This is a genomic window from Evansella cellulosilytica DSM 2522 (genome assembly GCF_000177235.2).
Classification (GTDB): domain Bacteria; phylum Bacillota; class Bacilli; order Bacillales; family Salisediminibacteriaceae; genus Evansella; species Evansella cellulosilytica.
The window spans coordinates 4,440,702-4,467,499 of record NC_014829.1; the positions used below are offsets into that span (position 1 = coordinate 4,440,702).

Here is a 26,798-nt window from a genome sequence, read left to right on the forward strand (position 1 = left end):
TATGAATATTAATACACGACACAATCATGATTTTCACTTTTTCAGTGGCCATATATTGTACTTTTCAGTGCTCCTCTTTTGGACGGAATGTGATGTCTGTGTTATTCCACACGTATCATCATTGCATCACCTTGCCCACCTCCACTACAAATAGCGGCTATCCCAGTTCCTCCGCCTCTTCGTTTTAGTTCATAAGCAAGCGTTAATAAAATACGTGTGCCGCTTGCGCCGATAGGATGACCGAGTGCTACAGCACCTCCGTTGACGTTTACTTTCTCTGGATTTAAGCTCGCAATTTCTCCGCTTGCTAAAGCAACTGCTGCAAAGGCCTCATTCACTTCAAATAAATCTATCTCATCTAACGCTACTCCCGTTTTCTCTAGTAGCTTGTTAATGACTAATCCCGGTGTTTTCGGAAAGCTTTGAGGCTCTACCGCTAATTGCGTATGACCAATAATAGTTGCTAGCGGCTCGACACCTGTTTTCTCTGCTTCAGATTGTTCCATTAACACGAGTGCGGCTGCACCATCGTTTACACCCGGGGCATTTCCAGCTGTGATCGTACCATCTGCACCAAACACAGGCTTTAACTTCGCCAGTTTTTCTACCGTTGTGTCCGCTCTTGGCGACTCATCTGCGTCTACGATAATCGGAGTACCCTTTCTTTGCGGCACTTCCACTGGCACAATTTCCTCTGAAATTTTTCGTTCCGCTATTGCTTTTGCTGCCCTTTGATGGCTTCGAAATGCCCATTTGTCTTGTTCCTCTCTCGTCAGTGCAAATTCCTCGGCGACTTCGTTTCCGTAGTTCCCCATATGGACGCCGGTAAATGTACACGTTAAGCCGTCATGAATCATCATGTCATACAATGTTTGATTACCCATTTTAAAACCGAAACGCGCACCCTTTACGAAAAAAGGTGCTTGGCTCATCGATTCCATTCCTCCTGCTACAACCGTCTTCTGTTCCCCTGACTGTATGAATAAATCAGCTAATGATACACTTCTTAATCCCGATGCACACACTTTGTTGATTGTCTCTGTTTCAGTCGTCCAAGGAATCCCCGCCTCATGCATCGCTTGCCGAGATGGTAATTGCCCTTGTCCTCCTTGCAATACAGTTCCCATGATGACATGGTCCACTTCACTTGCATTCACATTCCCCCGTTGTAGCGCAGCCTTGATTGCTGTACCGCCTAGCTGTACTGCTGAGAAGCTAGACAATGCTCCTCCTAGCTTCCCTATTGGCGTTCTTGCCCCACTTACAATCACTGTTCTCCCCATTTTCTCCTCCTTTATTATCTCTACAACTATCATTTAAGCGCTTACATAACACATGCTGTCCCTACATATTTTTATCGTCTTGACGAAGCATTCTTTTTCTATTTCTATTCAGGTGCCCGCAAAACATGCAAGGCACCATGAATGAATTGCTTATATTACGAAAGTGATCGCTCGACGATTTCGACGATATCTAACGTTTTTACATCATCTTCTGCTTCCTTCGCTTTCGTTCCGTCACTTAGCATCGTTAAACAATATGGACAAGCACTTCCGATTACAGATGGAGAAACGGCTAGCGCTTGCTCTGTACGTGCTTCGTTGACACGAGTGCCGGTATCCTCTTCCATCCACATCATACCTCCGCCCGCTCCACAGCACATGCCGTTTTCACGATTTCGTTCCATTTCTACGAGCTCTACACCTGGTATGGCCTTTAAAATTTCACGAGGTGCATCGTATACATCGTTGTAGCGCCCTAAATAGCAAGAGTCGTGATAGACGATCGTTTCGTTTACTTCCTTCGTTGGCTTCAGTCTTCCTTCTCGTATCCACTCAAATATAAGCTCTGTATGATGATAAACTTTTGCTTCTAGCCCAAACTCCGAATACTCGTTTTTAAACGTGTTGTATGCGTGTGGATCTGCTGTGACGATTTTTTTCACGTTATGCTTTTGAAATTCTTGGATGTTATTCGTCGCTAGCTCTTGGTATAAAAACTCATTTCCGATTCTTCTCGGTGTATCCCCTGAATTCTTTTCTTTATTTCCTAAAATTGCAAAGGATACGCCCGCTTCATTCATCACTTTTGCGAACGACTGTACGATTTTTTTACTACGGTTGTCATAAGAACCCATCGACCCAACGAAAAATAAGTATTCAAACTCTTCGCCACGCTTTTTCATTTCCTTTACAGTTGGTGCATCTATATCATCGCGTTCATCACGCCATTTTTCACGATCCTTACGGTTAATGCCCCACGGGTTTCCTTGGCGCTCAATATTCATCATTGCTCGCTGTGCCTCTTGGTCCATCTTCCCTTCCGTTAAAACGAGGTAGCGGCGCATATCGATAATTTTATCGACGTGTTCATTCATGACAGGACATTGGTCCTCACAGTTACGACATGTCGTACACGCCCATAGCTCTTCCTCCGTAATGACTTCGCCAATGAGATTTACATCGTATGCTTCTGCCGTTGCAGCAGCTTCTTTTCCAGCCTCTCCTGCGGGTGCTGCTGCGGCTAACTGGTTTCCTTTCGTATGATTAAACGCATACGCTGGAAGCCACGGCTTTCTTGATGTAATTGCTGCTCCTTTTTCTGTTAAGTGGTCCCGCATTTTTACGATGAGGTCCATCGGTGAAAGCACCTTTCCTGTACTCGTCGCAGGACATACATTTGTACACCGACCACATTCCACACATGCATACAAATCGATGAGCTGTTTTTGATCAAAGTCCTCTATCACATTTTTACCGAACTTTTCCGCTTCCTCATCTTCAAAATTAATTGATTGTAATTGACCACGTTTATGCGTTGGCCCTAACCAAACATTGGCAGGTCCTGCAATAAGATGGGCATGCTTTGATTGTGGTATATAGACGAGAAATGTTAATAGAAATAGTAAGTGGAGCCACCAAAATATAAAAAACATTGCTCCTGCACCTGTTTCGCCAACAAAGTTGAAAGCGATTGCAATTCCTGAGGCAATTGGCTCGGCTACAGTCGTTGATTTACCTAGCCAAATCATTTCCATGCCCTTTGCAAATAGCTTGGAGATCATTAACCCTCCGATAAAAATAAGGACGAGTCCTGCTTTAAAATTTCTTTTTAAACGACCTAGCTTTTCGACATACCTTCGATGGAATGCCCATAAAACTGCAATGAGTATCATGACTACGACGATCTCTTGTGAAAATGTAAAAAATGGGTAAAGTGGCCCTAGCGGTAAATGTGAGTTCGGGGCAAGGCCTTTCCAAATGACGTCAATAGCACTAAACTGGACGAGGATGAATCCATAAAATAACATGACATGAATAATGCCACTTTTCTTATCCTTTAATAGCTTTTTTTGTCCGAAAACCATCGTCCATACTGCTTGCCAACGCTCTTTTAAAGATAGGATAAACTCTGGCTTTTTTCCAAGTTTGATATAAGCCATTCTTGTTTTTACAAGTGAAGCAAATAAATAAATGGCATATGCCGTGACGAGTAAAAACATCATCCAGTTAATTAAAATTGGGTTCATTGAAGCGTTCCTCCCTTTAAGTTTCATTTGTTTCCCATTCACTTGAATATTGTTTTTATGAACTGTTGTAACTACGACATGTTTACTCATATGAGATTTCGTATATTCAGAAAATATCGAATTTGGTAATCATTATAGCACAATTCTTTATGAATGAGTATTCATTCATAAAGAAAAATATGCTTTGATTGTTGAGAAAAAGGAAATAGTAAAAAAAATAGGGTAAATTCGCTAGTTTTGTACATGCTAATGACATGCTAAATGAGGAGGGATTTCGTGTTTTGGACCGTAATCTTCACCATATTGCTTCTACTAGTTGTTTGGATCACGATTGACTACAACTTAGGTAAAAAGTGGAGCCATAAAAAAATTCATCCTTATAAAGGGGCACCTATGAGAAAAAGCGATGCTTTATTTTTTTCTAAAGGGGATGAGTTGTTTGACCATATGTTCGAAAAAATTGAACAGGCTAAACACTCTGTACACATCCACTTTTATATTTTTCGCGAAGATGAAATCGGTAAAGACATGCTCCAAATATTAAAGGATAAAGCTCGAGAAGGCGTTACTGTCCGTTTAATGGTCGATGCAGTCGCTGGTAAGATAACGAAAAAGGTTCAAAAAGAGTTAAAAGAGGCTGGTGTTTTATTTGCTAAATCACACCCGATCTCACTACCGTTCCTATTTTACAGCTACAATGAGCGAAATCACCGAAAAATTACGGTCATTGATGGTAAGCTTGGATATATAGGCGGATACAATGTTGGAGATGAATATTTAGGCCGTGATCCAAAAATGGGACAATGGCGAGATTATCATTTATTTCTAACAGGTGAAGCGGTTGCAGATTTACAGAAGCAGTTTTTATTAGATTGGCAAGGTGCTTCAAAAGAAAAGATATCCCTTCAATCAAAAGAGTTTTTCCCAACACTCGAAAAAGGGAGCCTTGATGTTCAAATTGTTCCAACCGATGGCGCTTATGTACAGGAAACAATATTTGAGTTATTAAAGCACGCAAAAAAGTCAGTGAAAATAGGTACGCCTTATTTTGTGCCTGGTGAGAAAATGAAAAAGAAGTTAATTGAAATAGCAAAGGCAGGCATCCACGTCCAGGTTTTGATTCCTAAACATCCAGATCACCCTTTAGTAAAAGAAGCGGCCTTCCCGTATATTCGCTCCTTAATTCAACACGGAGTTGATGTTCGCCAATTTTATGATGGTTTTTATCATTCGAAAACGATTATTGTTGATGATAAAGTCATTGATATCGGAACAGCTAATTTTGACAAACGAAGCTTTTTTATTAACCATGAAATCAACTGTGTCATCCATAGTAATGAATGGATACGTCCAGTAAAGGATGAAATCGAGAAGGACTTTTACGAGAGCAGTGAAAAAGTGACGCTAGATAAAATAAAAAAGCGAACATTCATGGATTATATAAAGGAATCTGCGGCAAAGGTTGTATCTCCACTTTTATAGTATTTGACAAAATTCAGAACATTGATTATTCTACCTCTTTTTTTATATCCATATGCTTCTTTTTTTCCGAATAGCGGTATATGATGAATATAAGAAGCGGCGATAATGATGTTCCATTTTTTAACATATTTAAAAACTAAATAGCTTGGCGTTTTATCTTGATTGCTGGTACCTATATGGTGCCAGCAATTTGTGGTTTTTAAGGGTAATGAAGATGATTCTAATTATCAATAAGCTGCTTCTTCATTCAAAAAAAGGAGTTGAGCATATGGAACTGAAGAATAAGTCGATGACTGAGGCCTCACCATTTATCTCATGCTGTTTGAAAGCTTCTTCGCTCGTTTCTACCCATAGACAATTGATTTTCTCTCTACTTGGTGGCCTATTTTTACTTTTTGCTTATATCATTGATAGGTACGACCTTTCGAGTATCGCCATTGCCTTTTACGCTATTTCCTATCTTATTGGGGGGTATTATAAGGCAAAGGAAGGAGTAGTTGATTTATTTAAAGATAGATCACTAAACGTAGAAATCTTAATGCTCCTTGCAGCAATTGGCGCTGCCTCCATTGGCTACTGGGGTGAAGGTGCTATTTTGATCTTTATTTTTTCTTTAAGCGGTGCAATGGAAACATACACGTGGCAGAAAAGTGAAAAGGATTTATCAAGACTCATGAGCCTAGCACCTAATAAAGCAACTGTCATAGGTGACGCCGGGGCTCTTAGGACCGTATTTATTGATGCCATTCATATTGGTGATCGTGTATTAGTGAGACCAGGAGAACGTATTCCTGTTGATGGTATCGTCATATTAGGTGAATCTACTGTAGACGAATCTACTTTAACTGGTGAGGCGATCCCTGTCATAAAACAAGCAAATAGCGACGTTTTTAACGGGACGATGAACGGAAAGGGCTCTTTAACAATTGAAGTTAGTAAGCGCAATGCTGATTCCCTCTTTCATAAAATGATTAAGCTCGTGCAGCAAGCAAAGTCGGAACGTCCCCCTACACAGCAATGGATTGAAAAAATTGAAGGACCATATGTCCTAGTCGTGCTCACAATGGTTGGTATCATGCTCATTGTTCCGTATATGTTTTTCGATTGGAGCTTTACAGAGACCTTTTACCGAGCAATGGTACTACTCGTCGTTGCTTCTCCATGCGCAGTTGTAGCATCCGTCATGCCGGCTTTACTCTCTGCTATTTCAAGCGGTGCACGTAACGGGGTTTTAATGAAAGGCGGTATATTTTTAGAGCAATTAAGCAAAGCGGACGTCATTGCTTTTGATAAAACTGGTACGATTACAAATGGGAAGCCAGAGGTAACCGACGTACTTATCGAAGATGCTGTTTCCCCAGCAGATTTTTATCGTGCTATCACTGCTATTGAACGACAATCGAATCATCCGTTGGCGAAGGCGCTCGTTAACTATTGTAGTGAAAAAGAGGCTGGGCCTTATCCAGAACTAGCCTTTATTGAGGATATTACTGGTTACGGTGTAAAAGCGATGGTGGATGATGCAGAGTGGTGCATTGGTAGCTATGCTTTAATGAAAAAACAAGGAGACAATAGCTTAAGTCATGAGTGGCTACAAGAAGAAAAACTTTATCGTAATGCTGGAAAAACAGTCGTTTATGTCAGTAGAAATGGTGCTATTATTGGTGCCTTCGGTGTGAAAGACCAAATTCGTCATAATGCAAAGGCAACGTTACATGAACTGAGGAAGCTCGGTCTAAAAACAGTCATGATTACTGGCGATCATGAAGAGACTGCTGCTTCTATCGCCGCGGAAGCAGGCGTCGATGATTGGATTTCTGAAAGTCTACCTGAAGAAAAAGTAGAGGAAGTTGTGCGATTAAAAGGGCAATACGATTCCGTCATAATGGTAGGAGACGGTATTAACGATGCCCCTGCGCTAGCAAAAGCAGACATCGGGATTGCGATGGGCTCTGGTACAGATGTAGCGATTGATACGGCAGATCTCGTATTAATGAAAAGCGAATTAAATAAAATTAAGCTCACACTTCTATTATCGAAAAGAATGAACCGCATCATTAAACAAAACCTAGTTTTCTCTGTATCCGTCATCATATTACTCATTATCGGTAATTTTTTTCAACACGTTTCTCTTCCACTCGGCGTCATTGGCCACGAGGGTAGTACGATATTAGTCATATTAAACGGCTTACGACTTCTGAAGACGTAATCCATTTTGGAGAAAACCCACTCCTGTTACGATGAGGCCACTGAAAAAGTGGTGTTCTTTCACTTTTTCAGTGGCCCTTGTTACGAGTAGCTAGGGTGGGTTTTCGTTTGATTAATAAATTCCTTTAATATATGATTAAGCGCATGAACCTTTTTTGTCGGTACTTGATGTCCTGTATTCCCTACTAAGATCATCGATACATCACCTGAAATATATTTCTTAAATAAATGACGATAATGGTGCACATAATCATCGCGTTGTCCATATATCAACAGGAGTGGACAAGTAATCTTTTTTAATCGATCGGTAGCATTGTACACAAGCCCCATTCGATAGTATTCCTCTAAAAACTCTGGTGACACTTTTTTAATATAGGATGATAGATCCTTTTTGTTTTCTCGCTTTTTTTCATGGGCAATTGCAAGTACATTGGAAATGAGTCCCATCAATTTTTTACTCGTTGCCCAGATACCTAGCTTAAATTCATTGCGAAGTAAAAAGCTATTCACTTCTGAAAAACCACCGATAAGCATGATTCCACTCGTTCTTTCAGGGTAGTTAATCGCAAATTCTTGTACGACAGAACCACCGTTTGAATAGCCACAATATACGCTTTTTTTATGTCGCAATCATCTAACACACGTGCAACATCTTCAGCAACTACGGCCATCGAAAGCTCTCTTTCATCTGTCCCGCTACGTCCATTCCCTCGTAGATCTAGAGTAATAACCGTAAATTGATCACTCATACCATCCTTTTGACCACGGAAGGTTACATGCCCCATTCCAGGAGGGTGAATAAACACAATAGGCGGCCCAGAACCTTCGATTTCATAATATATGTCTGCCTTCCCTTCATCCTTTGTCCAAGGCAAGTTCCCCGCCTCCTTGTTACGTTTTTTTCAATCCAATATGTAGTTTGCCGCAAAAGCTTTTAGAACATGCTTTTTGATTGAAAAATATCGTGCAGGGACGGAACGGATGTTTATAGGCAGCAATTGCGAGACTCCTTGATCCAAAATCCACCGAGTCAAAAAAAGTTTTTCTAGTCTACCTAATACATTTTAGGTACTTGTATGGATTGCTGTTTCACACGAGCTTTGAAACTTACGAAAAACATTGTTATTTTAGCATCCTTATTTAAGAAAAAAATGTCGTTCCTACCCATTCATATAGCTTGTATCCTGCATAGATGCCAATAATACCCATAATACCTGGTAAGGCTGGTGGCGCAGGTATCGGCAGCTTGATCCAGCCAAATAAAAAGCCAACAACTAATCCTGCTAATAGTGCTAATAATATTTCTTGCATTTTCATCACCCTTTAACGTCTTCATTTTTATTATTTAAAGTTTGCGATATTGCGACCTTTTCTATCCTATCAAAAGTAGGCATGTTTCAGCGAATGAAAGAAACTCTTACCTTCTAATAGTTTTATTTAACGCGAAGGGCAGATGGTGTATTCCCATCTGCCCTCCAACTCATTCTATTTTGCACAAAGGTAAGATTACATTCGCAATCCGGTCTTACCTTTCTCCTGACGAAGTTACATTTTTTCTGGTGCCTCTACTCCTACTAGCTTAAGAGCATCTTGAAGTGTTGCTCGAACCGCTTCCATTAAACCGAGCCTTGCTTTCGTTAGCTCGCTATCTTCATTAATTACTTTTTCAGCATTATAAAAGCTGTGGAGTGTTTGCGCTAAATCATAGACGTAATTTGCCATGCGATGTGGCGCTCGTTTTTTCGCTGCATCTGCCACGGCCTCAGGATATTCGCCTAATTTTTTCATTAAATCTAGCTCTTTTTCTGCAGTTAATCGCTCAAATTGTGCATGTGGGTCAACCTCATAACCTAAATCTCGTGCTTGGCGAAGCATGCTGCAAATTCTCGCGTGGGCATATTGTACGTAATATACAGGGTTTTCTGTTGATTGTGATTTCGCTAAGCTCATATCAAAATCTAAGTGTGTATCGGCTGCACGCATTGCAAAGAAATAACGCGTAGCATCGATACCTACCTCTTCCATTAGGTCACGCATCGTTACCGCTTTCCCTGTTCTTTTACTCATTTTAACTTTTTCACCGTTTTCAAATAAGTTTACCATTTGAATAATTTGAACAGATAGCTGCTCTTTCTCATAGCCGAGTGCTTGAATTGCGGCCTTCATTCGCGGAATATATCCGTGATGATCTGCTCCCCAAATGTTAATGAGCTCTTCAAAGCCACGTGCAAACTTATCTTTATGGTAGGAGATATCTGGCGTTAAATACGTATACGAACCGTCACTTTTTACGAGAACTCTGTCCTTATCGTCCCCGTATGTTGTAGAACGGAACCATACAGCACCATCCTCCTCATACGTTTCCCCACGATTTTTCAATTCTGTAAGAACATCAGTTACTTTCTCTGTCGTATATAATGATGTTTCAGAATACCAGTGGTCAAAGTTTACTCGAAAGTCTGCTAAGTCTTCCTTTAGCTTATCTAACTCACGTTTCAAACCATATTCACGGAAAAATGCGAGGCGTTCCTTTTCCTCCGCATCGATGAAACGGTCTCCGTATGTGTCGGCAATTTCTTTTGCAAAGCCAATGATATCTTGTCCGTGATAGCCGTCCTCAGGCATTGGAACATCTTTTCCTAGCGCTTGTAAATATCGTGCGTCTATTGAACGGGCAAGGTTTTCTATTTGGTTTCCTGCATCATTTATGTAGTATTCGCGCGCTACATCGTAGCCTGCTTTTTCTAAAATGTTACATAAAGAATCTCCAACTGCTGCACCGCGGGCATGTCCAAGATGGAGTGTGCCTGTTGGATTGGCTGACACAAACTCGACTTGTAACCTTTTCCCTTCTCCTACATTTACTTTACCGAACGCATTTCCTTGCTTAAGTACGGTTGAGACAATTTCTGATAAGTAATCCTTTTTCATGAAGAAGTTAATAAACCCAGGTCCCGCGATCTCGATTTTTTCTACACTCGCTGCTTCTTTGTTAAAATTAGCGACGATATCATCTGCAATCATACGCGGCGCTTTTTTTGCAATTCGAGCTAACTGCATTGCCATATTTGTTGCATAGTCTCCGTGTTCCTTTTCCTTCGGCGACTCAATAACAACACCAGGTATGTTTTCCGTAGTTGCTAACTGCGCTTTTATTACAGCTGCAATGATTTCACTCTTTAACGTTTCTTTTAATTGTTCTACTTGGCTCATTTAACTGACCTCCTTTATTGATACACGCATTTCATAGTCTCCAGCCTTCGCCCCTTGAAGTGTAAGCGTATATGTTAAGTGAAGCTGCCCTTCACTATTCACATCGTCCCATTGAAAATCAGCTTTATTCGTTTTAGTGATCATGAGTAACGATCCGAATTTGCTATGGTACATTCCTTCCGTCTCTATACCAGGGATAAAGCGTTGGTTCATCGTCACTGCCCCTTTACGTATGACAGTAACTTCCCCATTTTGTATTTTAACAGTTTGCATGGTTAGCTGCTTTTCGTTTTCTTCATTCGGTTCTTCAAAGCGTAAAAACGTAGATAATGACTTTTGAATTAAATGACCAGTCGATTTCATTACACTTGTATCTTGTTGGTTTCCATCGCGAATGGTCGTCTTCATCTGAATCTCTACGGGTATACTATTTCCCAAAGTGACTCAATCCTCCCCGTGCTAACTACTACAACTAACTCATTATATAGGATCGTTGCTCTGTCCTTCAAGCTTTACCCTATTTTTGATGATTTCTACATTGTTATTAAAATTATTTCTCGTTTTAACGTAATCAGTTTAGTTTGTAGCCTCAAGTAATCACTCCCCTATAACTGAGACAAAAAAAACACAAGCAAACCGCTTTTAAAGCAATTCACTCGTGTTTTTCACCCTTCTATTCCGTCAAATCTTTTACAAACTTCGGTAAAGCAAATGCCGCTTTGTGGATTTCCTTTGTGTAATATTTTGTTTCAATTTCATGGAACCGCTCATCACTCACTTCGAGTGGGTCGAATTTTTTTGATCCTAATGTAAACGTCCATAGCCCGCTTGGGTATGTCGGTATATTTGCCGTATATAAGCGCGTTATTGGAAAGGTTTCTTTAACGTCACGATACGCATTTTTAATTAACTCTTCATGGAACCATGGGTTGTCCGTTTGGGCAACAAAAATACCATCCTCTTTTAGTGCCTTCGATATTCCTTCGTAAAAGCCTTTCGTAAACAAATTTACAGCAGGTCCTACTGGTTCGGTGGAATCAACCATGATGACGTCATACTCATGATCACTTTTTGCGATATGCATAAACCCATCGTCAACCTTTACTTCTACACGAGGGTCTTCCAGCTTTCCTGCTATAGAAGGCAAATATTGCTTTGAATACTCTATTACTTTTCCATCGATTTCAACTAATGTTGCTTTTTCTACAGTAGGGTGCTTTAATATTTCTCGAATGACACCGCCATCTCCACCACCTACTACTAAAACATGTTTCGGATTTGGGTGAGTAAAAAGCGGTACGTGTGCTACCATTTCATGATAAACGAACTCGTCTTTTTCAGTCGTCATAACCATGCCATCTAATATGAGCATATTTCCGAACTCTGCTGTTTCCACCATGTCCAATTGTTGAAATTCAGTTTTTTCACTATGGTATGTTTTTTTTACTCTCATCGTAATGCCAAAGTCATTCGTTTGCTTCTCTGTAAACCAAAACTCCATTTTCTTCACCTCTTTTTTATACATACACGTTTGTTCGCTACGACAAACTCTTTTTCACGCAATCCATTTACTTCTTTATCTTCAGCCGATTTCGAGCGTTTTATCCTTATAAATAACCGATGTGTTCCCTGCTTTCTTTTACACACTTTCTTCTACCATCCTCCACTCTTTTTCTCACTATTAATCTTTCGACTTGTAAGTATATCGAAGCTCCTTTTGTGGAAAACTGTGGTAATAATTCATATGAAACTAATGGCAATTTTCATATAAAAATGCTTATTGCATTGAACAGCGAGAGGTGGATGACATGGAAGTACTTACTAGAACCGCTATTAGAAAACGTAAACGTAGATGGAGAAGATTATTTAAGCTTTCCATTCTTTTACTCACTATTTCCCTATGCGCAGTTGCGGCTGTTGTCACATACGCGTACCAGCTAGAGCCACCCTCACTTTCTGTTCAAGAAACATCTGTCTTATACTCTGCCAATGAAGAAGTTATTGGCGAGTTCCATCAAGGGCAAAACCGACATTGGATTCCTTTAGAAAACATGGGTGACGCTATTGTAGAGGCAACTTTAGCCATTGAAGATCGACGCTTTTATGATCACCAAGGCTTTGACTTTTTTCGAATAGGTGGCGCTGTCGTAACGAACGTACGGTCAAATTCAATGGCTCAAGGCGCTAGTACAATTACACAGCAATATGCAAGAAATCTATTTTTAACACATGATAAAACATGGACTAGAAAAATGGATGAAGCTTTTTATGCATTACGTCTTGAGCTCCATTATACGAAAAGTGAGATTTTGGAAGGGTATTTAAACACGATATATTATGGACACGGTGCGTATGGAATTGAAGCAGCCGCCAACTTATATTTTCAAAAAAACGCAGAAGATTTAACGATAGCTGAGGCGGCAATGCTAGCTGGTATTCCGAAGGGACCTAACATTTATTCTCCATTTATAAACGAAGATCGTGCGAAAGGTCGTCAAGAAACGGTGTTATTTACAATGGAGGAAGCTGGATTCATCACTTCTGAAGAAAGACAAAGCTATGTAAATGAGGAATTATCGTATGCAGTTGACGATGACATTGAGGCGAACGTCGTTGCACCATATTTTCAAGAAACGGTGTTAAATTGGTTAAGAAATGATTTAGGAATAGATTCGAGTGTACTAGAAAGTGGTGGATTAGAGATACATACGACACTAGATACATCGATGCAAAAAATTGCTGAGAGGCTTGTAAAGGAAGAGCTTGGTGGACAAGATCATCTGCAAACTGGTTTTGTCGCAATAGATCCCCAGACTGGTGAAGTAAAATCACTCGTTGGCGGTGTCGATTATGACAAGAGTTCATTTAACCGGGTGACTCAAGCAGCCAGACAGCCAGGTTCAACGTTGAAGCCTCACTTATATTACGCGGCTTTAGAAAATGGTATGAGGCCAAATTCAATGTTAAAAAGTGAAGCTACAGAGTTTCACTATGATAATACAGAATATCCAGTAACTAACTTTGACGCCTATGCTGAGGATTATGTAACGATGTTAGAGGCGCTCGCTGTTTCTGATAACATTTTTGCAGTGAAAACTCATTTTTTACTTGGACTCGATCAATTAGTCGATACAGCAGCACGTTTCGGCATTTCCACACCTCTACCTGAGCTACCATCTGTTGCATTAGGCTCTCGTGCCATCAACATTCTTGAAATGGTAAATAGCTATAGTGCTTATGCAAATGGCGGCTCCGTCGTTGAACCTCATTTTGTAAGAAAAGTAGTTGACCGCGATGGCAATATATTATTTGAAGCCGAAAATGAAAAGGAGCAAGTATTTAATCCTGATTTAATAGCAGTCATGAACAATATGATGGAGGCAATGTTTGAGCCAGAACTAAGTGAAGGTAGATATGCAAGAGTAACCGGTGCATCATTAGCCCAGTTTCTCGATCGGCCCACTGCTGGGAAAAGTGGCTCTACTGAATTTGATAGTTGGATGATTGGATATAATCCACAAATTGTTACTGGGGTTTGGGTTGGTAATGATGACAATGAAAGGTTAAATTCTAATAATGGAGAATACACACATGCTCGTGCCATATGGGGACAGTTTATGAAAGAGGCAATGGCTGGTGAAGAAATTATTGATTTTGAAGTTCCTGATAATGTAGTAGAGGTAGATATAAATCCACATACTGGGTTATTAGCAACCGAATCATGTCCAATTAGTAGACCTACCCTTTTTTATGCAGGAACGGAGCCTACAGAGTACTGCTATGAGCATATCGAAGGGGCTGAGGAAGAAAATCCTGAAAGAAAGTTTGATGAGCACCAGAAGACAGAGGACGAAAAAAGAGAAAAGTTCCTCGATAAGATTTTTGATTGGTTTAGTTAAAGGAGAAGGTAGCGAAGATAACGCAATAGTGTTTTTCTCGGGTCGATAAAACTGTTGCACAGGTCAGCGGTCATTCCATCGTTCTTATATAAATAAAGGCAGGCGAAGAATAATTGGGGTTCCTTCGCCTGCCTTCTGTCTTAGTATGACATTGCATGTCATTTTTTAAGTGTACGCACAAAAAGTCTATTAAGCAACAGCTGTCACATCTGTTCACAATTTGTTCACATTTACTCTCATTCAGTACTAGTTTCTAACGCTTTTTTTAGCTCTTCATCTGCGCGATTCCACATCTCTTCATTAAAATTTTCTAAATAATGTTGCAAAATTTGTTTAGATTTATCATCCATTTGAGAAACCATCACTCTACCTTTTAGCGACCGGTCCATATTGTTTACGTGTTCTGGGAAGTTTTTGTATCCTCTTCGAATTTCTCTGTCGACTGTTAATTCACACGCCCCAAGACCAACATACGCTGGGCCACCATTTCTTTGATCAACAGTTACCCAAACGAGCCAATACGGTCTTCCATTTGGCACTTCCTCTTTGTCAGGAAGAAACTTAATTCCTTTCTCTACAACACTTCGCGCATGTAATGCGCCCATATCGACAAACGCTTCTCCTTCTTCTACATCAATAAAAACTGGAGAGACGTTATTTAAATTTAGTACTCCTGCTCCATAGCCTCCATGGCCATCTGTTGAGTCAGAGCTTAAAATGTTAAACCCTTGCGATCGCTTCTTTTCATCCTTTTTGTTATCAAACAAGTCCATTATTTTCCCTCGCTTTCGATTGCTACTTCCTCTAATTTTATCATAACAAATAGTGTTAACAAAGAATGGCAACTGCTATATGCGAAATATATTCCTTTTCATAGCATTGCTTGAAATGTCCATTTCATCATATACTATACGAGAACTATTATCGTGAAAGGGGTACATACATTATGCCGATCGTTACTGTTAAACTACTTGAAGGACGTTCCGATGACCAAAAACGCGCGCTAGTTGAAAAAGTCACTGCCGCTGTTTCTGAAACGACAAATGCTCCAGCTGAAAAGGTAGCTGTCATCATTGAAGAGATGTCGCCAAATCATTATGGAGTAGCAGGAAAAAGAGTGAGTGATTCTTAATAGGCGAATAGGGACGGACCTCGTTTGCCATTTTTGGCGAACGAGGTCCGTCCCTATTAACCTCACATCAACAAACACGACCCTCAGTTAAAGGGTCGTGCAAGTGCTGTGCTATTGTATTAGTTTTTTCCTTGTGTTTGCGATAAAAGCGTACGCTTCTTCGATATCTTCCTTTGAGTAGTTTTGCTTTGCTTTTAGTGTGAAGACTTTTTCTTCCACTTCCTCTCGGGAGAGGTCCTCGAAAAATAAAACTGTAGATACGAGTTCAAGAAACTTTGAGCTTTTTTCATTGATATCATTAAAAACACCTTTTGACTCGGGTAATTGATAGCTTGACAGTTCTAGAAATTCATTACCTTTATCAGAGAGCTTATAACGATATTGATAGTATCCTGCCTTCTTTTCTTTTACCTCTTCTACAAACGTAAGCTCACTCATTTCTTCCACGCGCAAATTTAATTCCTCAGAGTATGGACCGTATAAGTGAAATTGATATTTTTCATAAAACGGAAAATGAAGCTTTTTAGCTATATAAATAAGCTTTTGTAGCTTCTTTCTCCCTACGACTTCCCCTGTTTCCTTTAACAATGCTAATAGCTTGCAATGCTCTTGTAACAACGGTTACCCCTCCTGTGCCATAAGTAGCTCCAAAATACGTTTTTTCTCTTCTGCAAAGGTTGTATCATTCTCTAATATATCCTTCGGAAAATAAAGCTTGTGATCCGTTCTCTTTTTACCTGAAATGGCCTCTACTACATCAGATTCCCTTGATAGCTCTCGTAGTTCGCCTGTAGGCTTTAATAAATGAATTGGCAATCTTTCCTCTTCTTCACCGGGACGGTAGAAGTCATATGGTAAATCAGAAGAAGAGTCAATGACTAAATAATAAGTAGGATCTAGTCCAATTTTTATAAATAATTGATTTAACTCTGTCCAAATCTTCATTTGCGCGCTTGGGTCACACTCCACATACTTGAATAGTCTTCGATCCATAAACCTTTGACACAAATCCTTTAAAATGGCGTCTGCTTCGTCTTGCCATTCTTGGAAGTAATAAAGGATAATCGATTCATCTAGCTTCAAGTAATCTTCCAGTGTGATGCTTCCAGAGAATAATGAAATAAAATGTTTAGGCTTGTCTTTAAATTGATAGTTTTGTTCATATAAATGTTTAGCACGGTGCAAAATTTTGCTCAAAATGACTTCCGCACTTCTTGTTACTGGATGGAAATATACTTGCCAATACATTTGATAACGACTCATAATGTAATCTTCTACTGCATGCATGCCGCTATGCTTAAAAACAGCTGAGTCTTCCATCGGGCGCATCACGCGTAAGAGACGCTCCATATCAAAGTGGCCGTAGCTTACTCCTGTGTAAAAGGCATCGCGAAGAAGATAGTCCATTCGATCCGCATCAATTTGACTCGATATTAAGCTTACAACGAGTTTGTTTGGATACGTTTTTGCAATGACATCAGCGACTTTTTTTGGGAAATCTTGTCCCATTTTTAATAGCACTTTATGTACTTCCGTATCGCCTAAAATGATTTTTCGCGTCCATTCCTCATGATCGGTATGAAAAACCTTTTCAAATGAATGAGAAAATGGTCCGTGTCCAATATCATGGAGAAGTGCTGCTGAAAGACAAACGAGCCGCTCTTCAGAATCCCAGTGCTCTCTTTCCTCCATGTTCTCCACTATACGGCGCATAATTTCATATACTCCTAGTGAATGGTTAAAACGAGTGTGCTCTGCACCGTGGAATGTTAAGTACGTCGTACCTAATTGGCGAACTCGTCTTAGTCGCTGAAACTCTCTCGTTCCTATCAGTTCCCATATTAGTTCGTCTCGAACGTGAATATAACGGTGTACTGGATCTTTAAATACTTTTTCTTCTTCTAGCCTTCCAAACCTTCCCGTCATAGCGGCTCCTTTCTTGCTCATGTTTACGCCTTATCCTAGTCATTATTATACTAAAATCAGACAAAAATAACAGGGGAATCATGTCAAATTTAAGTTTAAAATGACAAATTAAGTCGTAACAGGTTCTCCCTACATAAAAATTCGAAAAGCTACTTCTAACAAGGAGATGTTAGAAATAGCTTTTCTATTTGGCCACTTTACTGTTTATCTTCTTTTTCACTTTTTCTAGAAGCTGTTTTTCGTCTGGAGCAGAAATAGGACGATCATTCACAAAAGCAAATGATTTCTTACGTCCTGGACCACAATATGATTGACAAGCAATCTCTATTTTAGCTTCAGGATCTAGTTTTTTTAACCTTGGTACTAAAGTGTGTATGTTTGTGGCCAGGCAATCATCACAGATGCGAAATTCATTTGCCATCATTCACCACATCCTTCTTTTATAAGTCAAGCGCACGAAGCGCTTATAAGCGATCACGATTAGCATAAAGCATCTTTGTAACACTAACGAGTATTTTACAATGTTTTATCTATGAATTGCAACGGTAACGTTGTCCAATTTTTCTAAGAAACGGTTTGGTTGAAAAACTAACCTCATAACTTCTCATGCTATCACTTGATATATCTTTTTATGCTATACTCATTTAAGCATAAACAATGTTGAGGAGCAAAGCGATGAAAGATTTCGAATCCCCTTTATTTCGAAAAAAATGGTTTATATTAGATCAATCAGTTGTTGGCTTAGGGATGAATCCAATCCAATCGTTTGCGATAGATGACACGCTATGTCGGCGCATTGGTCAAGAAGATGATTCGGGAATTGCCCGTTCGTGGGTTCACAATAATACGGTTGTGCTAGGAATTCAGGACCATCGTCTGCCACATATTGAAACAGGCATCGACTTTCTTAAAGAAGCAGGGTATGACGTGATCGTACGTAATTCAGGTGGATTAGCAGTCGTTTTAGATGAACAAGTGTTAAACATCTCCCTCCTATTTCAAGATAATAAGGAGATGTCTATTGATCATGGCTATGAGCTCATGGTGATGCTTATTCGATTATTGCTCGGTGAACTTGGCGAAGAGGTCATCGACGGTGAAGTGAAAGAGTCCTATTGTCCAGGAAGATATGACTTAAGTATTGCTGGTAAAAAGTTTGCAGGCATTTCTCAAAGAAGAATTCGCGGCGGTGTTGCTGTACAAATATATATCGCTGTTTCCGGGAGTGGCTCTTCCCGTGCTGCACTTATTAAGCAATTTTATGACCAAGCGGTTCAAGGTGCTCCTACAAAATTTGAGTACCCTAAAATCATTCCTACTAAAATGACTTCTCTTGACGAATTATCGACACAGCCTTTTTCAGTACAAAGCTTAATGCACAGCTTACTTATTACACTTTCTCGATTATGTGATGAGCTCCGTACTTACCAATTAACAGATGAAGATTGGAATAACTATGAAGATAACTTAGCAAGAATGATAAAGCGAAACGAAAAGCTCCATTAGTAGTCAGTGCTACTACGCGCGGCTAACTTCCACCGCCTAAGTTTTTACTTTAAATTAAAGGCTGTTTTCGTAAGCTTTGTTTTAAATCTTGGTGAAACGAAAGGTGGCGACTCCAGCGACGAGCGTTACATCACGATTAAGCTTCGAGTTGTCTCGACGGATACAACTCCAGAGCGTGGCATGTAGAGGAAGTGACAGGTCAAGGACTGAAGATCCATCGGGGCGGGGAGGGATAGCAATGGCTCCGTTCATTGCATTGAGGAACTGGAAAAGGTAAATATCGACCTTTTCCTATCCCTCTTGAAGCCTTGCCCGCGGAAAGCGTCCACCTGTAGTGCAGCCAAGCAAATAAATATTCTTAAAAACAACAATTAATACGAAAAAATCTATATTAAAAGTGCCTCATTAGGATTCCATCAACCCTAAGAGGCACTAATTTTTTAGTCTGAAAGACCTTGCATTGCTGTGATTAAAGCTAATTTGTATACATCTTCTGCGTTACAACCGCGTGATAAATCGTTGACTGGCTTATTGAGCCCTTGTAAAATTGGTCCAATTGCTTCGAATTCACCTAAGCGCTGGGCAATTTTATATCCGATATTTCCAGCTTCTAAACTCGGAAATACAAACACGTTTGCTTCTCCCTTTAGTGGCGAGTCTGGTGCTTTCTTTTGTGCAACAGATGGAACAAAGGCCGCATCAAATTGAAATTCACCATCAATTAAAATCTGCGGTGCTTTTTCTTGTGCAAGCTTTGTTGCTTCTACGACTTTTTCTGTTTCTGGACTTTTCGCAGAACCTTTTGTTGAAAAACTTAGCATAGCTACCTTCGGATCAATGTCGAATACTTTTGCTGTTTTAGCAGCTTCTATAGCAGTTTCCGCTAAATCATTACTATCTGGCGCAATGTTGATGGCACAATCTCCAAAAATATACTTTTGATCTCCTTTTACCATAACAAAAACACCTGATGTTTTTCTTACGCCTTCCTTCGTTTTGATAATTTGAAGGGCCGGTCTTACGGTGTCGCCTGTAGAATGTGCTGCCCCACTAACAAGTCCAGCTGCTTTGTTTACATATACGAGCATCGTACCAAAGTAGTTAGGTGTTTTTAATATTTTGCGAGCTTCTTCTGGTGTAGCCTTTCCTTTACGGCGTTCCACAAAAGCTTCAACTAATTCTTCAAATGCTGGGTATGTATCAGGATCATATATGTCTATATTTGAAATATCTAATTGAAGACTATTTGCTTTTTCGCTAATCGCAGTTTCTTGACCAATAAGAATTGGATTTAAAATCCCTTCTTTTTTTAACCTTACCGTCGCTTCTAAAATACGCTCGTCCGTGCCTTCAGGAAAAACAATGGACGGATAGCCTTGCTTCACTTTATCCGCAATGGCAGAAAACATATTACTCACAAGAAATTCCTCCTTTTATATCCTCACAACTTACCTCTATTACCTAGGATACTCTTTCTCGACAAAAAAATAAATTAAACGTAAACTAATTCACTAAAGTTTAAATTTTCAGAATGATAAAAACTTCACAATGTTGTCAAATACGTGAATCTCCTTTCTTATTGCATGTGTTTAGTGTAACCGATTTTTATGTTTTCTTTCCTAAGTCAAGCTGTTTGGATTTTGATATGTGAACAAGTATAATAAATGGAGTAAAAGAAATTGGAATGGAGTGACCAAGATGAGCGAACCAGCAAAAACACTTGAAGGATGGTATGTGTTACACGATTTCCGTAAAATGAATTGGACTGAGTGGAAAAAGCTTGGCTCTGAGGAAAGAGAAACGATAATGGCTGAGTTTTTTAGCCTACTTGAAAAATGGAATAATACGCAATCAAAATTTGAAGGCAGCCATGGCTTATATACAATCGTTGGCCAAAAAGCAGATTTTATGATGATGCTTCTTCGTCCTACTATGGAAGAATTAAATGATATTGAGAATGCTTTTAATAAAACGCGATTAGCTGAATACACAATTCCAGCACATTCTTATGTGTCTGTTGTAGAATTAAGCAATTACTTACCAGCTGACAAAGATCCAAATACAGACCCAGAGATACAAGCAAGATTAAAGCCTATTTTACCTAAGTGGCAGTATGTTTGTTTTTATCCAATGGATAAGCGGCGTGAAGGTAATGACAATTGGTATATGCTTCCTATGGAAGAACGCCAAAAAATGATGCGAAGCCACGGTATGATTGGTCGTTCGTACGCTGGTAAAGTACGTCAAATCATTTCAGGTTCTGTAGGGTTTGACGATTGGGAGTGGGGAGTGACTTTGTTCGCTCACGATGTACTTCAATTTAAAAAGCTTATTTATGAAATGCGTTTTGATGAAGTAAGTGCACGTTACGGTGAGTTTGGCTCCTTCTTCGTCGGAAATATTTTAGAGGAAGACAAAATAAAAGCATTTTTACATGTCTAAGAAAAACTAAAAACAAGCTGGAAGCTCGTTTTTAGTATTTTCTTAGAAGCAGTGGAATTTCGCCGTAGCTCTTAAAGTACTAGTGAGTGCTCTTCTCGCTAGTACGCACGGCGATAAAATTCCACTGCCAAATTTATACTTTATTATCTTTTAAGAAATGAAGATGCCACCTAAAGGTCTATCCCCCTTTTGTGGCATCTTTTCTTTAAGGACTACAACACAAAGCTCAACTTCTAATGTATATAAAAATTTGTTATTTTATTATTTTCATCGAAGTTGAAGCTAAATATTATTTGGTTTTTATCAAAAATTCCTCTTATATGCACTGTTTCTGAAGTTCCAAATTCCTCAGTAGCTTCATACTCCTGCCCTTTAAACTCTCCTATATCTCCCTTTATTTCTTCCCAAGTCTTTTCTAACTGTTCAGTAGTATACAAAGCTTGCACTCTATCGTTAAACATCGCACTAGCCTCATCAAAGTTTTCAGCTTTTAATTGTTCAAGGTACTCGACAGCTATCTCTTCTATATCGTCATGATCATTACAGCCTATTGTCACTATCATGGATGTTAATAGTAAAAGAAATACTAACAGCTGTTTTCTCATTAGATTTTCCTCCTTTGTTTTCTTAACAAAAGGCTATGTTAAACTTTGTTGTTGATTTTCAATTCAGGATGCTCGCACCTTTCGTGAAAACCAACATTATTCTTTAAAAGAGCCTAACAAATTGCCATTTTCTACTAGCATAGGTTTTTTTCCTAATTTTTACTCACAATTTTGTGTATAGACGAATACATATTTAATTAGTGCTGTATATATTTTTAATACGATTCTAGTGTCATAGTGGAACTTGATGAAACATACACATACTAGTGATTCATTTAAATATAATCGAATACTCCACCATCATGTGCCGACAACTAGAATGTTAAAGGGGGTGTTTGAATGGCTGTAATAAAAACTCGTGAGCGAGATATTGAATTATTGGGAAGGCTGATGCGAGCCGAGGCTGAAGGAGAAGGCGAGCTTGGTATGCTAAAAGCCGGAAACGTCATGGTAAATAGGGTTCGAGCAGATTGTCTTGATTTTACCGATATTGTAAATGTTGAGAAAATGGTTTTCCAATCTCCAGGAGGTTTTGAGGCTGTACAAAAAAGCTACTTTTATAAGCATCCAAGAGAAAAGGATAAGCGCTTAGCTCGAAGGCTTGTACAAGGGGAGCGTCATCACCCTGCTGATTTCGCACTTTGGTTTTTCCGACCAGAGGGGTCTTGCCCTGCACAGTGGTGGGGTCAATGGAACTCTGGCCGTTATAAATTACATTGCTTTTATTCGCCGTTAGCCAGTGAGTGTCCGTCCGTTTACAGTACTTATTAATATCACATAAGGAGTGAAGAACATGTATCCACAACAAGGTTTTCCATTTCCACAATACGGAGGCGGCTTTCCTCAAGGAGCACCTGGTGCAGTTCCAGGTACGCCACAGCCAGGTTTTGCACAACAACAGCAGTTTGCAGATCCATTTGCTCAAGGGCAGCTTCCTCTTGAACAGTCTTTTATCGAGAACATCCTCCGCTTAAACCGTGGAAAAGTAGGAACATTTTATATGACTTTTGAAAACAATGAGCGTTGGAATGCTAAAGTTTTTAAAGGTGTAGTAGAAGCAGCTGGAAGAGATCACATTATTCTTAGTGATCCTCAAACAGGAAAAAGATATTTACTACTCATGATAAATTTAGATTACGTGACATTCGACGAGGAGCTAGAATACGACTACCCTTATGCAAATGGAGTAGCTTCTGCACCGGCTCCTGCACCTGCACAGCAAGATTTATCAACTTACTCGCCAAGAGATTAGACGGGAATAAGGTAAACTTAGTGCGAAAAACACCTGAATAAGAAAAACTAAAAACGAGCTTGAAGCTCGTTTTTAGTCTTTTCTTCTACATAAGTTATAAAGTCATTATCCTTGTATTGCTGCAACAACAATGAGCGTCCATCCAATTAGGAAGGCTAGTCCTCCTATCGGTGTTATTGCCCCTAGAAAAGAAAGTCCTGTCATGCTCAGTATGTATAAACTGCCTGAAAAAATAATAATACCGATGAAAAAAGCCCAACCAGCACCTGTTAATAATCCTGTTGCATTCAAATGGTTCATTAAAAGCGCGACGCCAATTAGCGCAATCGAGTGTATCATGTGGTATTGAACTGCTGTTTGAAAGGTTTCTAAATATCCATTTGCTTCGAGTCTAGGCTTTAATGCATGTGCACCAAAGGCACCTAATGCAACGAACAAAAATCCGTTTAATCCACCTAATAAAATAAATAATTTCATGTTTTTATCTCCTTTCCGCTTTTCTTGACCAAAGAATAGCATAGAAGAAAAGCTAAAAACAAGCGTAGGTGCTTGCCTTTAGCCTTTTGTTTTTGTTACCTATTTTGTAAAAATACTTTTATTGCTTTTTCCATTTCCTTAGATTCCTCTACAGATTGAGAGTGGACAACGATATGGTCACCGTCAACCTCTAAGTTAGCATTTGTAAATCCTTGCTTTTTTAAAAAATCAGTAATCGCAGTAGCATCTTCTTTTTGGACGAGCATCGTATGCTTGCCAACATAGTGATCCTCCACATATACATCATAGCTATCATGATTTAATTTCATATCATGTTGATCGTCATCTGCTCCACCTGTTATAAAGCGAATCGGCAAACCTGCAATACCTTGTCCATTTGAGTAACCTTGAAAATTCATACTATCCCTCCTTACCATTTTATTTTTTCCTGAACTAAAAAAACCATGTATGTATAAATGTTTTTACGAATACAGCCTAAATGAAACATTTTTTATGACTAGTGTATAACTCGATATTCTGTTCATGTAAATATAGCATTTCACTATGCAAGGATTTACAAAACACTATGTATTTCAAGGAAAAATATAAAGCGTACATACACTTCATAGAGGTTGTCCGACTAGTTAATGTATCGGTTAAATACACCTTTATTTTTTCAATTTTTTAAATAGTTTGTAATATTTTGCTTGTCTTAATCATAAAAGTTCTCTATACAAGCAAAGGGGGAAATATAAAGTGAAAAAAATGAGTGGGTTATTTTTAGGATTAATAGTTGCAATTGTTCTACTATCAGCCTGTGGGAGTGAAAATTATACAGTTGCCACAGACACAAACTACGTTCCATTTGAGTTTTTGGACACTGAAACTGGAGAGATGGTAGGTTTTGACATCGACTTAATCAATGAAGTTGCTGATAGAGTTGGTTTTGAAATTGATTTAGAAGTTGTTGAATTTGATGGCATTTTAACTGGTATGGAGACAGGGCGATATGATATTGGGATTGCTGGAGCAACAATAACAGAAGACAGAGCAGAGTTATTTGACTTCTCTGATCCATATTATGATGCTGGATTAATACTTGCTGTTCGAGCAGATGAAGAAGAGATCCAATCGATCGACGATGTAGACGGGAAAACTGTAGCTACACGTGCTGCTACAACGAGTGAAACATACTTAATGGAAAATACGGATGCCGACATTAGCCTTTTCCCGGATATCGTTAATGCATATCAAGACTTAGTAGCTGGACGTGTCGATGCTGTTATCTATGATCTCCCAAATGTGGTGTACTACATTGAATCTGAGGCTTTAGGAGAAATGAAAACAGTAGGTGATGTTCTTACTGGCGAGCAATATGGCATTATGTTTCCTAAAGATTCAGAGTTAAGAGAGGAAGTCAACGAAGCACTTGCCGACATAATGGGAGACGGAACTTATGATGAGATTTATGAAAAATGGTTCGGTACTTCTCCATAATGGGAGGAAACTAGGGTAATACAATATGCTAGCGCAATAAGTGAGTAGCTTGTTGCGCTTTATCCATCTATTCTATATAGGAGGTTACTTTTAATGGTTGACAGTTTAATAGAATTTTTTACTCACCCGGATTGGGCTGGTGCTCTCCCCTTACTTTTGAGAGGTCTACAAATGACTTTATACGTTACTCTTATAGGTATATTCTTCGGATTTATTATCGGTACATTTGTTGGTATTGCAAGATTGTCAAAAAGTAAAATCATATATGGACTTGCTACTATATATATTGAACTAATTCGTGGAACACCAATAATTGTCCAAGCTATTGTTCTTTATTTTGCAGTTTCACAAAACATAGGTATTAATTTGAATGCACCAACTGCTGGTATTGTAGCTATCGCTATTAATGCAGGTGCATATATTTCTGAAATCGTTCGTGGTGGCGTACAGTCGATTGACAAAGGGCAAATGGAAGCTGGCCGGTCTTTAGGCCTTAGTTCTCGCCAAACAATGCGTTATATCATTTGGCCACAAGCTTTTAAAAGAATGATCCCTCCTCTAGGAAACCAATTTATTATTAGCTTAAAAGACACTTCTGTTTTCGCAATTATTTCTTTACAGGAAGTGACTTTTCTCATGAGAATGTATGTAAGCTCTTCTGCGAATACGCTTCAGCCTTATATTATGCTTTGTTTAGCATACTTAATTATCACTATTCCAGCGATGCTCATACTTAGAAGGATTGAACGGAGGTTAGATGTATCATGATAAAAGTGAAGGATTTACACAAGTCATTTGGTAAATTACAAGTATTGAAAGGCATTCATGCTGAAGTAAAGGAAAAAGAAGTTGTGTGTGTGATTGGCCCTTCTGGCTCTGGAAAAAGTACTTTTTTACGATGTCTTAATTTACTTGAAGAAGTAACATCTGGTGAAGTTATTATTGACGGCGAAAGCTTAACTAATCCTAAAATCGATATTAACAAATTACGTTCACAAGTAGGAATGGTGTTTCAACATTTCAATCTATTCCCTCATAAAACAGTGCTTGAAAATGTAACAATGGGCCCCATTAGGGTAAAGGAAACCCCAAAACAGGATGCTGATGAGCTTGCATTACAACTATTGGAAAAGGTCGGATTATCTGATAAGGCTAACGTTTATCCTGCAAGTTTATCAGGCGGACAAAAACAACGTGTAGCTATTGCAAGAGCTCTTGCAATGAATCCGAAGGTCATGTTATTCGATGAACCGACATCAGCCTTAGACCCGGAATTAGTGGGCGATGTCCTTGAAGTTATGAAAGAACTTGCAAAAGAAGGGATGACAATGGTTGTAGTCACTCATGAAATGGGGTTCGCTCGTGAAATGGGTGATCGAGTCATTTTTATGGATCAAGGCATCATTATGGAGGAAGGGGATCCTTCAGTGATCTTCGACAATCCACAAAACCCTAGAACGCAAGAGTTCTTAAATAAAGTTTTGTAGCCTATACAGCCAACTGCGGTTGACTCAAAAGGTGGCTTTTTTTGAGAGAAGCACTAAGTATTGTACGGAGTCGGCGCATTCCCTTAAAGCCAACTATAAGTGGATTCCTTATAGTGAGCGCACGGTGAGTCGAGCCATTGCAA

General features: G+C 39.3%; 27 protein-coding genes. 11 read left to right on the forward strand and 16 right to left on the reverse strand.

What is annotated here, in order from left to right; genetic code table 11:
* Positions 1-101: 101 nt before the first annotated feature.
* Together BCELL_RS20315 and BCELL_RS20320 are read right to left on the reverse strand one after the other, a co-directional pair.
* Positions 102-1,283 carry an acetyl-CoA C-acetyltransferase gene (locus tag BCELL_RS20315; RefSeq protein ID WP_013490671.1) on the reverse strand — a complete coding sequence of 394 codons (1,182 nt, stop codon included), beginning with the start codon at positions 1,281-1,283 and terminating at the stop codon, positions 102-104.
* Between the two features lie 155 nt (positions 1,284-1,438).
* Positions 1,439-3,529 (reverse strand): (Fe-S)-binding protein, encoded by a 2,091-nt coding sequence (locus BCELL_RS20320; RefSeq protein ID WP_013490672.1) that lies wholly within the window; start codon positions 3,527-3,529, stop codon positions 1,439-1,441.
* 276 nt (positions 3,530-3,805) lie between these two features.
* On the opposite strand from BCELL_RS20320, the gene cls reads away from it, so the two are divergent.
* Together cls and BCELL_RS20330 are read left to right on the forward strand one after the other, a co-directional pair.
* Positions 3,806-5,011, forward strand: coding sequence for a cardiolipin synthase (gene cls, locus BCELL_RS20325; protein WP_013490673.1), 1,206 nt, complete (start codon positions 3,806-3,808; stop codon positions 5,009-5,011).
* Positions 5,012-5,279: 268 nt separating this feature from the next.
* The gene (locus tag BCELL_RS20330; protein ID WP_013490674.1) at positions 5,280-7,220 is read left to right on the forward strand and encodes a heavy metal translocating P-type ATPase; all 1,941 of its coding nucleotides are present in this window, start codon (positions 5,280-5,282) and stop codon (positions 7,218-7,220) included.
* An 80-nt stretch (positions 7,221-7,300) separates the two neighbouring features.
* Here BCELL_RS20330 and BCELL_RS21860 read toward each other — a convergent pair whose 3' ends face one another.
* The 6 genes from BCELL_RS21860 to speE form a co-directional block, all read right to left on the reverse strand.
* Positions 7,301-7,783 (reverse strand): alpha/beta fold hydrolase, encoded by a 483-nt coding sequence (locus BCELL_RS21860; RefSeq protein WP_245547056.1) that lies wholly within the window; start codon positions 7,781-7,783, stop codon positions 7,301-7,303.
* Positions 7,726-8,094, reverse strand: a complete 369-nt coding sequence (locus tag BCELL_RS22790) for an alpha/beta fold hydrolase (RefSeq protein ID WP_049786663.1) — start codon at positions 8,092-8,094, stop codon at positions 7,726-7,728. The genes BCELL_RS21860 and BCELL_RS22790 overlap by 58 nt, the downstream gene beginning before the upstream one ends.
* Positions 8,095-8,359: 265 nt before the next feature.
* Positions 8,360-8,530, reverse strand: a complete 171-nt coding sequence (locus tag BCELL_RS20340; RefSeq protein ID WP_013490675.1) for a XapX domain-containing protein — start codon at positions 8,528-8,530, stop codon at positions 8,360-8,362.
* Positions 8,531-8,764: 234 nt separating this feature from the next.
* Entirely contained in the window at positions 8,765-10,432 is a 1,668-nt protein-coding gene (gene argS / locus BCELL_RS20345) for an arginine--tRNA ligase (protein WP_013490676.1), read from the reverse strand.
* Positions 10,433-10,870 (reverse strand): YwiB family protein, encoded by a 438-nt coding sequence (locus tag BCELL_RS20350; RefSeq protein ID WP_013490677.1) that lies wholly within the window; start codon positions 10,868-10,870, stop codon positions 10,433-10,435.
* 235 nt (positions 10,871-11,105) lie between these two features.
* Entirely contained in the window at positions 11,106-11,933 is an 828-nt protein-coding gene (speE, locus tag BCELL_RS20355) for a spermidine synthase (RefSeq protein WP_013490678.1), read from the reverse strand.
* Between the two features lie 307 nt (positions 11,934-12,240).
* Between speE and BCELL_RS20360 the strand changes: the two genes are divergently transcribed.
* Positions 12,241-14,331: a transglycosylase domain-containing protein gene (locus BCELL_RS20360; protein ID WP_013490679.1), complete on the forward strand. Its 2,091-nt coding sequence runs from the start codon at positions 12,241-12,243 to the stop codon at positions 14,329-14,331.
* Between the two features lie 236 nt (positions 14,332-14,567).
* Here BCELL_RS20360 and BCELL_RS20365 read toward each other — a convergent pair whose 3' ends face one another.
* Complete coding sequence (locus tag BCELL_RS20365; protein WP_013490680.1) at positions 14,568-15,104, reverse strand: YwhD family protein; 537 nt, start codon at positions 15,102-15,104, stop codon at positions 14,568-14,570.
* A 131-nt stretch (positions 15,105-15,235) separates the two neighbouring features.
* Between BCELL_RS20365 and BCELL_RS20370 the strand changes: the two genes are divergently transcribed.
* On the forward strand, positions 15,236-15,463 hold the full coding sequence (locus BCELL_RS20370; RefSeq protein ID WP_280967039.1) for a 2-hydroxymuconate tautomerase: 228 nt from the start codon (positions 15,236-15,238) through the stop codon (positions 15,461-15,463).
* A 111-nt stretch (positions 15,464-15,574) separates the two neighbouring features.
* Here the strand turns inward: BCELL_RS20370 and BCELL_RS20375 are convergent, their stop codons facing one another.
* The 3 genes from BCELL_RS20375 to BCELL_RS20385 all read right to left on the reverse strand — a co-directional run bounded on the left by BCELL_RS20375 (position 15,575) and on the right by BCELL_RS20385 (position 17,810).
* On the reverse strand, positions 15,575-16,081 hold the full coding sequence (locus tag BCELL_RS20375) for a YwgA family protein (protein ID WP_013490682.1): 507 nt from the start codon (positions 16,079-16,081) through the stop codon (positions 15,575-15,577).
* A 3-nt stretch (positions 16,082-16,084) separates the two neighbouring features.
* Positions 16,085-17,410, reverse strand: coding sequence for an HD domain-containing protein (locus tag BCELL_RS20380; protein WP_245546914.1), 1,326 nt, complete (start codon positions 17,408-17,410; stop codon positions 16,085-16,087).
* A 163-nt stretch (positions 17,411-17,573) separates the two neighbouring features.
* Positions 17,574-17,810 (reverse strand): YuzB family protein, encoded by a 237-nt coding sequence (locus BCELL_RS20385; protein ID WP_041809234.1) that lies wholly within the window; start codon positions 17,808-17,810, stop codon positions 17,574-17,576.
* Between the two features lie 254 nt (positions 17,811-18,064).
* Here BCELL_RS20385 and BCELL_RS20390 point away from each other — a divergent pair, with 254 nt between their 5' ends.
* Positions 18,065-18,895, forward strand: a complete 831-nt coding sequence (locus BCELL_RS20390; RefSeq protein ID WP_013490685.1) for a lipoate--protein ligase family protein — start codon at positions 18,065-18,067, stop codon at positions 18,893-18,895.
* 440 nt (positions 18,896-19,335) lie between these two features.
* On the opposite strand, the gene pta is transcribed toward BCELL_RS20390, so the two are convergent.
* Positions 19,336-20,304 carry a phosphate acetyltransferase gene (gene pta, locus BCELL_RS20395; protein WP_425357463.1) on the reverse strand — a complete coding sequence of 323 codons (969 nt, stop codon included), beginning with the start codon at positions 20,302-20,304 and terminating at the stop codon, positions 19,336-19,338.
* Positions 20,305-20,593: 289 nt separating this feature from the next.
* Here pta and hemQ point away from each other — a divergent pair, with 289 nt between their 5' ends.
* A complete protein-coding gene (gene hemQ, locus BCELL_RS20400; RefSeq protein WP_013490687.1) occupies positions 20,594-21,337 on the forward strand; it encodes a hydrogen peroxide-dependent heme synthase in 744 nt (247 codons plus the stop codon).
* Positions 21,338-21,570: 233 nt separating this feature from the next.
* Here hemQ and BCELL_RS20405 read toward each other — a convergent pair whose 3' ends face one another.
* Positions 21,571-21,942, reverse strand: a complete 372-nt coding sequence (locus BCELL_RS20405) for a DUF3887 domain-containing protein (RefSeq protein ID WP_013490688.1) — start codon at positions 21,940-21,942, stop codon at positions 21,571-21,573.
* A gap of 339 nt (positions 21,943-22,281) precedes the next feature.
* On the opposite strand from BCELL_RS20405, the gene BCELL_RS20410 reads away from it, so the two are divergent.
* Together BCELL_RS20410 and gerQ are read left to right on the forward strand one after the other, a co-directional pair.
* A complete protein-coding gene (locus tag BCELL_RS20410; RefSeq protein ID WP_013490689.1) occupies positions 22,282-22,713 on the forward strand; it encodes a cell wall hydrolase in 432 nt (143 codons plus the stop codon).
* A gap of 22 nt (positions 22,714-22,735) precedes the next feature.
* The gene (gene gerQ / locus BCELL_RS22310) at positions 22,736-23,194 is read left to right on the forward strand and encodes a spore coat protein GerQ (RefSeq protein ID WP_013490690.1); all 459 of its coding nucleotides are present in this window, start codon (positions 22,736-22,738) and stop codon (positions 23,192-23,194) included.
* A 105-nt stretch (positions 23,195-23,299) separates the two neighbouring features.
* Here gerQ and BCELL_RS20420 read toward each other — a convergent pair whose 3' ends face one another.
* On the reverse strand, positions 23,300-23,671 hold the full coding sequence (locus BCELL_RS20420) for a DUF423 domain-containing protein (protein ID WP_013490691.1): 372 nt from the start codon (positions 23,669-23,671) through the stop codon (positions 23,300-23,302).
* A gap of 95 nt (positions 23,672-23,766) precedes the next feature.
* The gene (locus BCELL_RS20425) at positions 23,767-24,090 is read right to left on the reverse strand and encodes a hypothetical protein (protein ID WP_013490692.1); all 324 of its coding nucleotides are present in this window, start codon (positions 24,088-24,090) and stop codon (positions 23,767-23,769) included.
* Between the two features lie 337 nt (positions 24,091-24,427).
* On the opposite strand from BCELL_RS20425, the gene BCELL_RS20430 reads away from it, so the two are divergent.
* The 3 genes from BCELL_RS20430 to BCELL_RS20440 all read left to right on the forward strand — a co-directional run bounded on the left by BCELL_RS20430 (position 24,428) and on the right by BCELL_RS20440 (position 26,655).
* Complete coding sequence (locus tag BCELL_RS20430; protein WP_013490693.1) at positions 24,428-25,168, forward strand: glutamine ABC transporter substrate-binding protein; 741 nt, start codon at positions 24,428-24,430, stop codon at positions 25,166-25,168.
* A gap of 93 nt (positions 25,169-25,261) precedes the next feature.
* The gene (locus BCELL_RS20435) at positions 25,262-25,936 is read left to right on the forward strand and encodes an amino acid ABC transporter permease (RefSeq protein WP_013490694.1); all 675 of its coding nucleotides are present in this window, start codon (positions 25,262-25,264) and stop codon (positions 25,934-25,936) included.
* A complete protein-coding gene (locus BCELL_RS20440; protein WP_013490695.1) occupies positions 25,933-26,655 on the forward strand; it encodes an amino acid ABC transporter ATP-binding protein in 723 nt (240 codons plus the stop codon). Before BCELL_RS20435 ends, BCELL_RS20440 begins: the two co-directional genes overlap by 4 nt.
* The last annotated feature ends 143 nt before the right edge of the window (positions 26,656-26,798 follow it).

What these genes read in the sequence shown, in the direction of transcription:
- BCELL_RS20390 (WP_013490685.1), top strand. Translation starts at nt 18,065, where the DNA reads ATGAAAGATTTCGAATCCCCTTTATTTCGAAAAAAATGGTTTATATTA.
- BCELL_RS20340 (WP_013490675.1), bottom strand. Translation starts at nt 8,530, where the DNA reads ATGCAAGAAATATTATTAGCACTATTAGCAGGATTAGTTGTTGGCTTT.
- BCELL_RS20315 (WP_013490671.1), bottom strand. Translation starts at nt 1,283, where the DNA reads ATGGGGAGAACAGTGATTGTAAGTGGGGCAAGAACGCCAATAGGGAAG.
- BCELL_RS20425 (WP_013490692.1), bottom strand. Translation starts at nt 24,090, where the DNA reads ATGAATTTTCAAGGTTACTCAAATGGACAAGGTATTGCAGGTTTGCCG.
- BCELL_RS20420 (WP_013490691.1), bottom strand. Translation starts at nt 23,671, where the DNA reads ATGAAATTATTTATTTTATTAGGTGGATTAAACGGATTTTTGTTCGTT.
- speE (WP_013490678.1), bottom strand. Translation starts at nt 11,933, where the DNA reads ATGGAGTTTTGGTTTACAGAGAAGCAAACGAATGACTTTGGCATTACG.
- BCELL_RS20405 (WP_013490688.1), bottom strand. Translation starts at nt 21,942, where the DNA reads ATGAGAAAACAGCTGTTAGTATTTCTTTTACTATTAACATCCATGATA.
- gerQ (WP_013490690.1), top strand. Translation starts at nt 22,736, where the DNA reads ATGTATCCACAACAAGGTTTTCCATTTCCACAATACGGAGGCGGCTTT.
- BCELL_RS20435 (WP_013490694.1), top strand. Translation starts at nt 25,262, where the DNA reads ATGGTTGACAGTTTAATAGAATTTTTTACTCACCCGGATTGGGCTGGT.
- BCELL_RS20365 (WP_013490680.1), bottom strand. Translation starts at nt 15,104, where the DNA reads ATGGACTTGTTTGATAACAAAAAGGATGAAAAGAAGCGATCGCAAGGG.
- argS (WP_013490676.1), bottom strand. Translation starts at nt 10,432, where the DNA reads ATGAGCCAAGTAGAACAATTAAAAGAAACGTTAAAGAGTGAAATCATT.
- BCELL_RS20330 (WP_013490674.1), top strand. Translation starts at nt 5,280, where the DNA reads ATGGAACTGAAGAATAAGTCGATGACTGAGGCCTCACCATTTATCTCA.
- BCELL_RS20410 (WP_013490689.1), top strand. Translation starts at nt 22,282, where the DNA reads ATGGCTGTAATAAAAACTCGTGAGCGAGATATTGAATTATTGGGAAGG.
- BCELL_RS20385 (WP_041809234.1), bottom strand. Translation starts at nt 17,810, where the DNA reads ATGGCAAATGAATTTCGCATCTGTGATGATTGCCTGGCCACAAACATA.
- BCELL_RS20360 (WP_013490679.1), top strand. Translation starts at nt 12,241, where the DNA reads ATGGAAGTACTTACTAGAACCGCTATTAGAAAACGTAAACGTAGATGG.
- hemQ (WP_013490687.1), top strand. Translation starts at nt 20,594, where the DNA reads ATGAGCGAACCAGCAAAAACACTTGAAGGATGGTATGTGTTACACGAT.
- BCELL_RS20380 (WP_245546914.1), bottom strand. Translation starts at nt 17,410, where the DNA reads ATGAGCAAGAAAGGAGCCGCTATGACGGGAAGGTTTGGAAGGCTAGAA.
- BCELL_RS20320 (WP_013490672.1), bottom strand. Translation starts at nt 3,529, where the DNA reads ATGAACCCAATTTTAATTAACTGGATGATGTTTTTACTCGTCACGGCA.
- BCELL_RS20440 (WP_013490695.1), top strand. Translation starts at nt 25,933, where the DNA reads ATGATAAAAGTGAAGGATTTACACAAGTCATTTGGTAAATTACAAGTA.
- pta (WP_425357463.1), bottom strand. Translation starts at nt 20,304, where the DNA reads ATGTTTTCTGCCATTGCGGATAAAGTGAAGCAAGGCTATCCGTCCATT.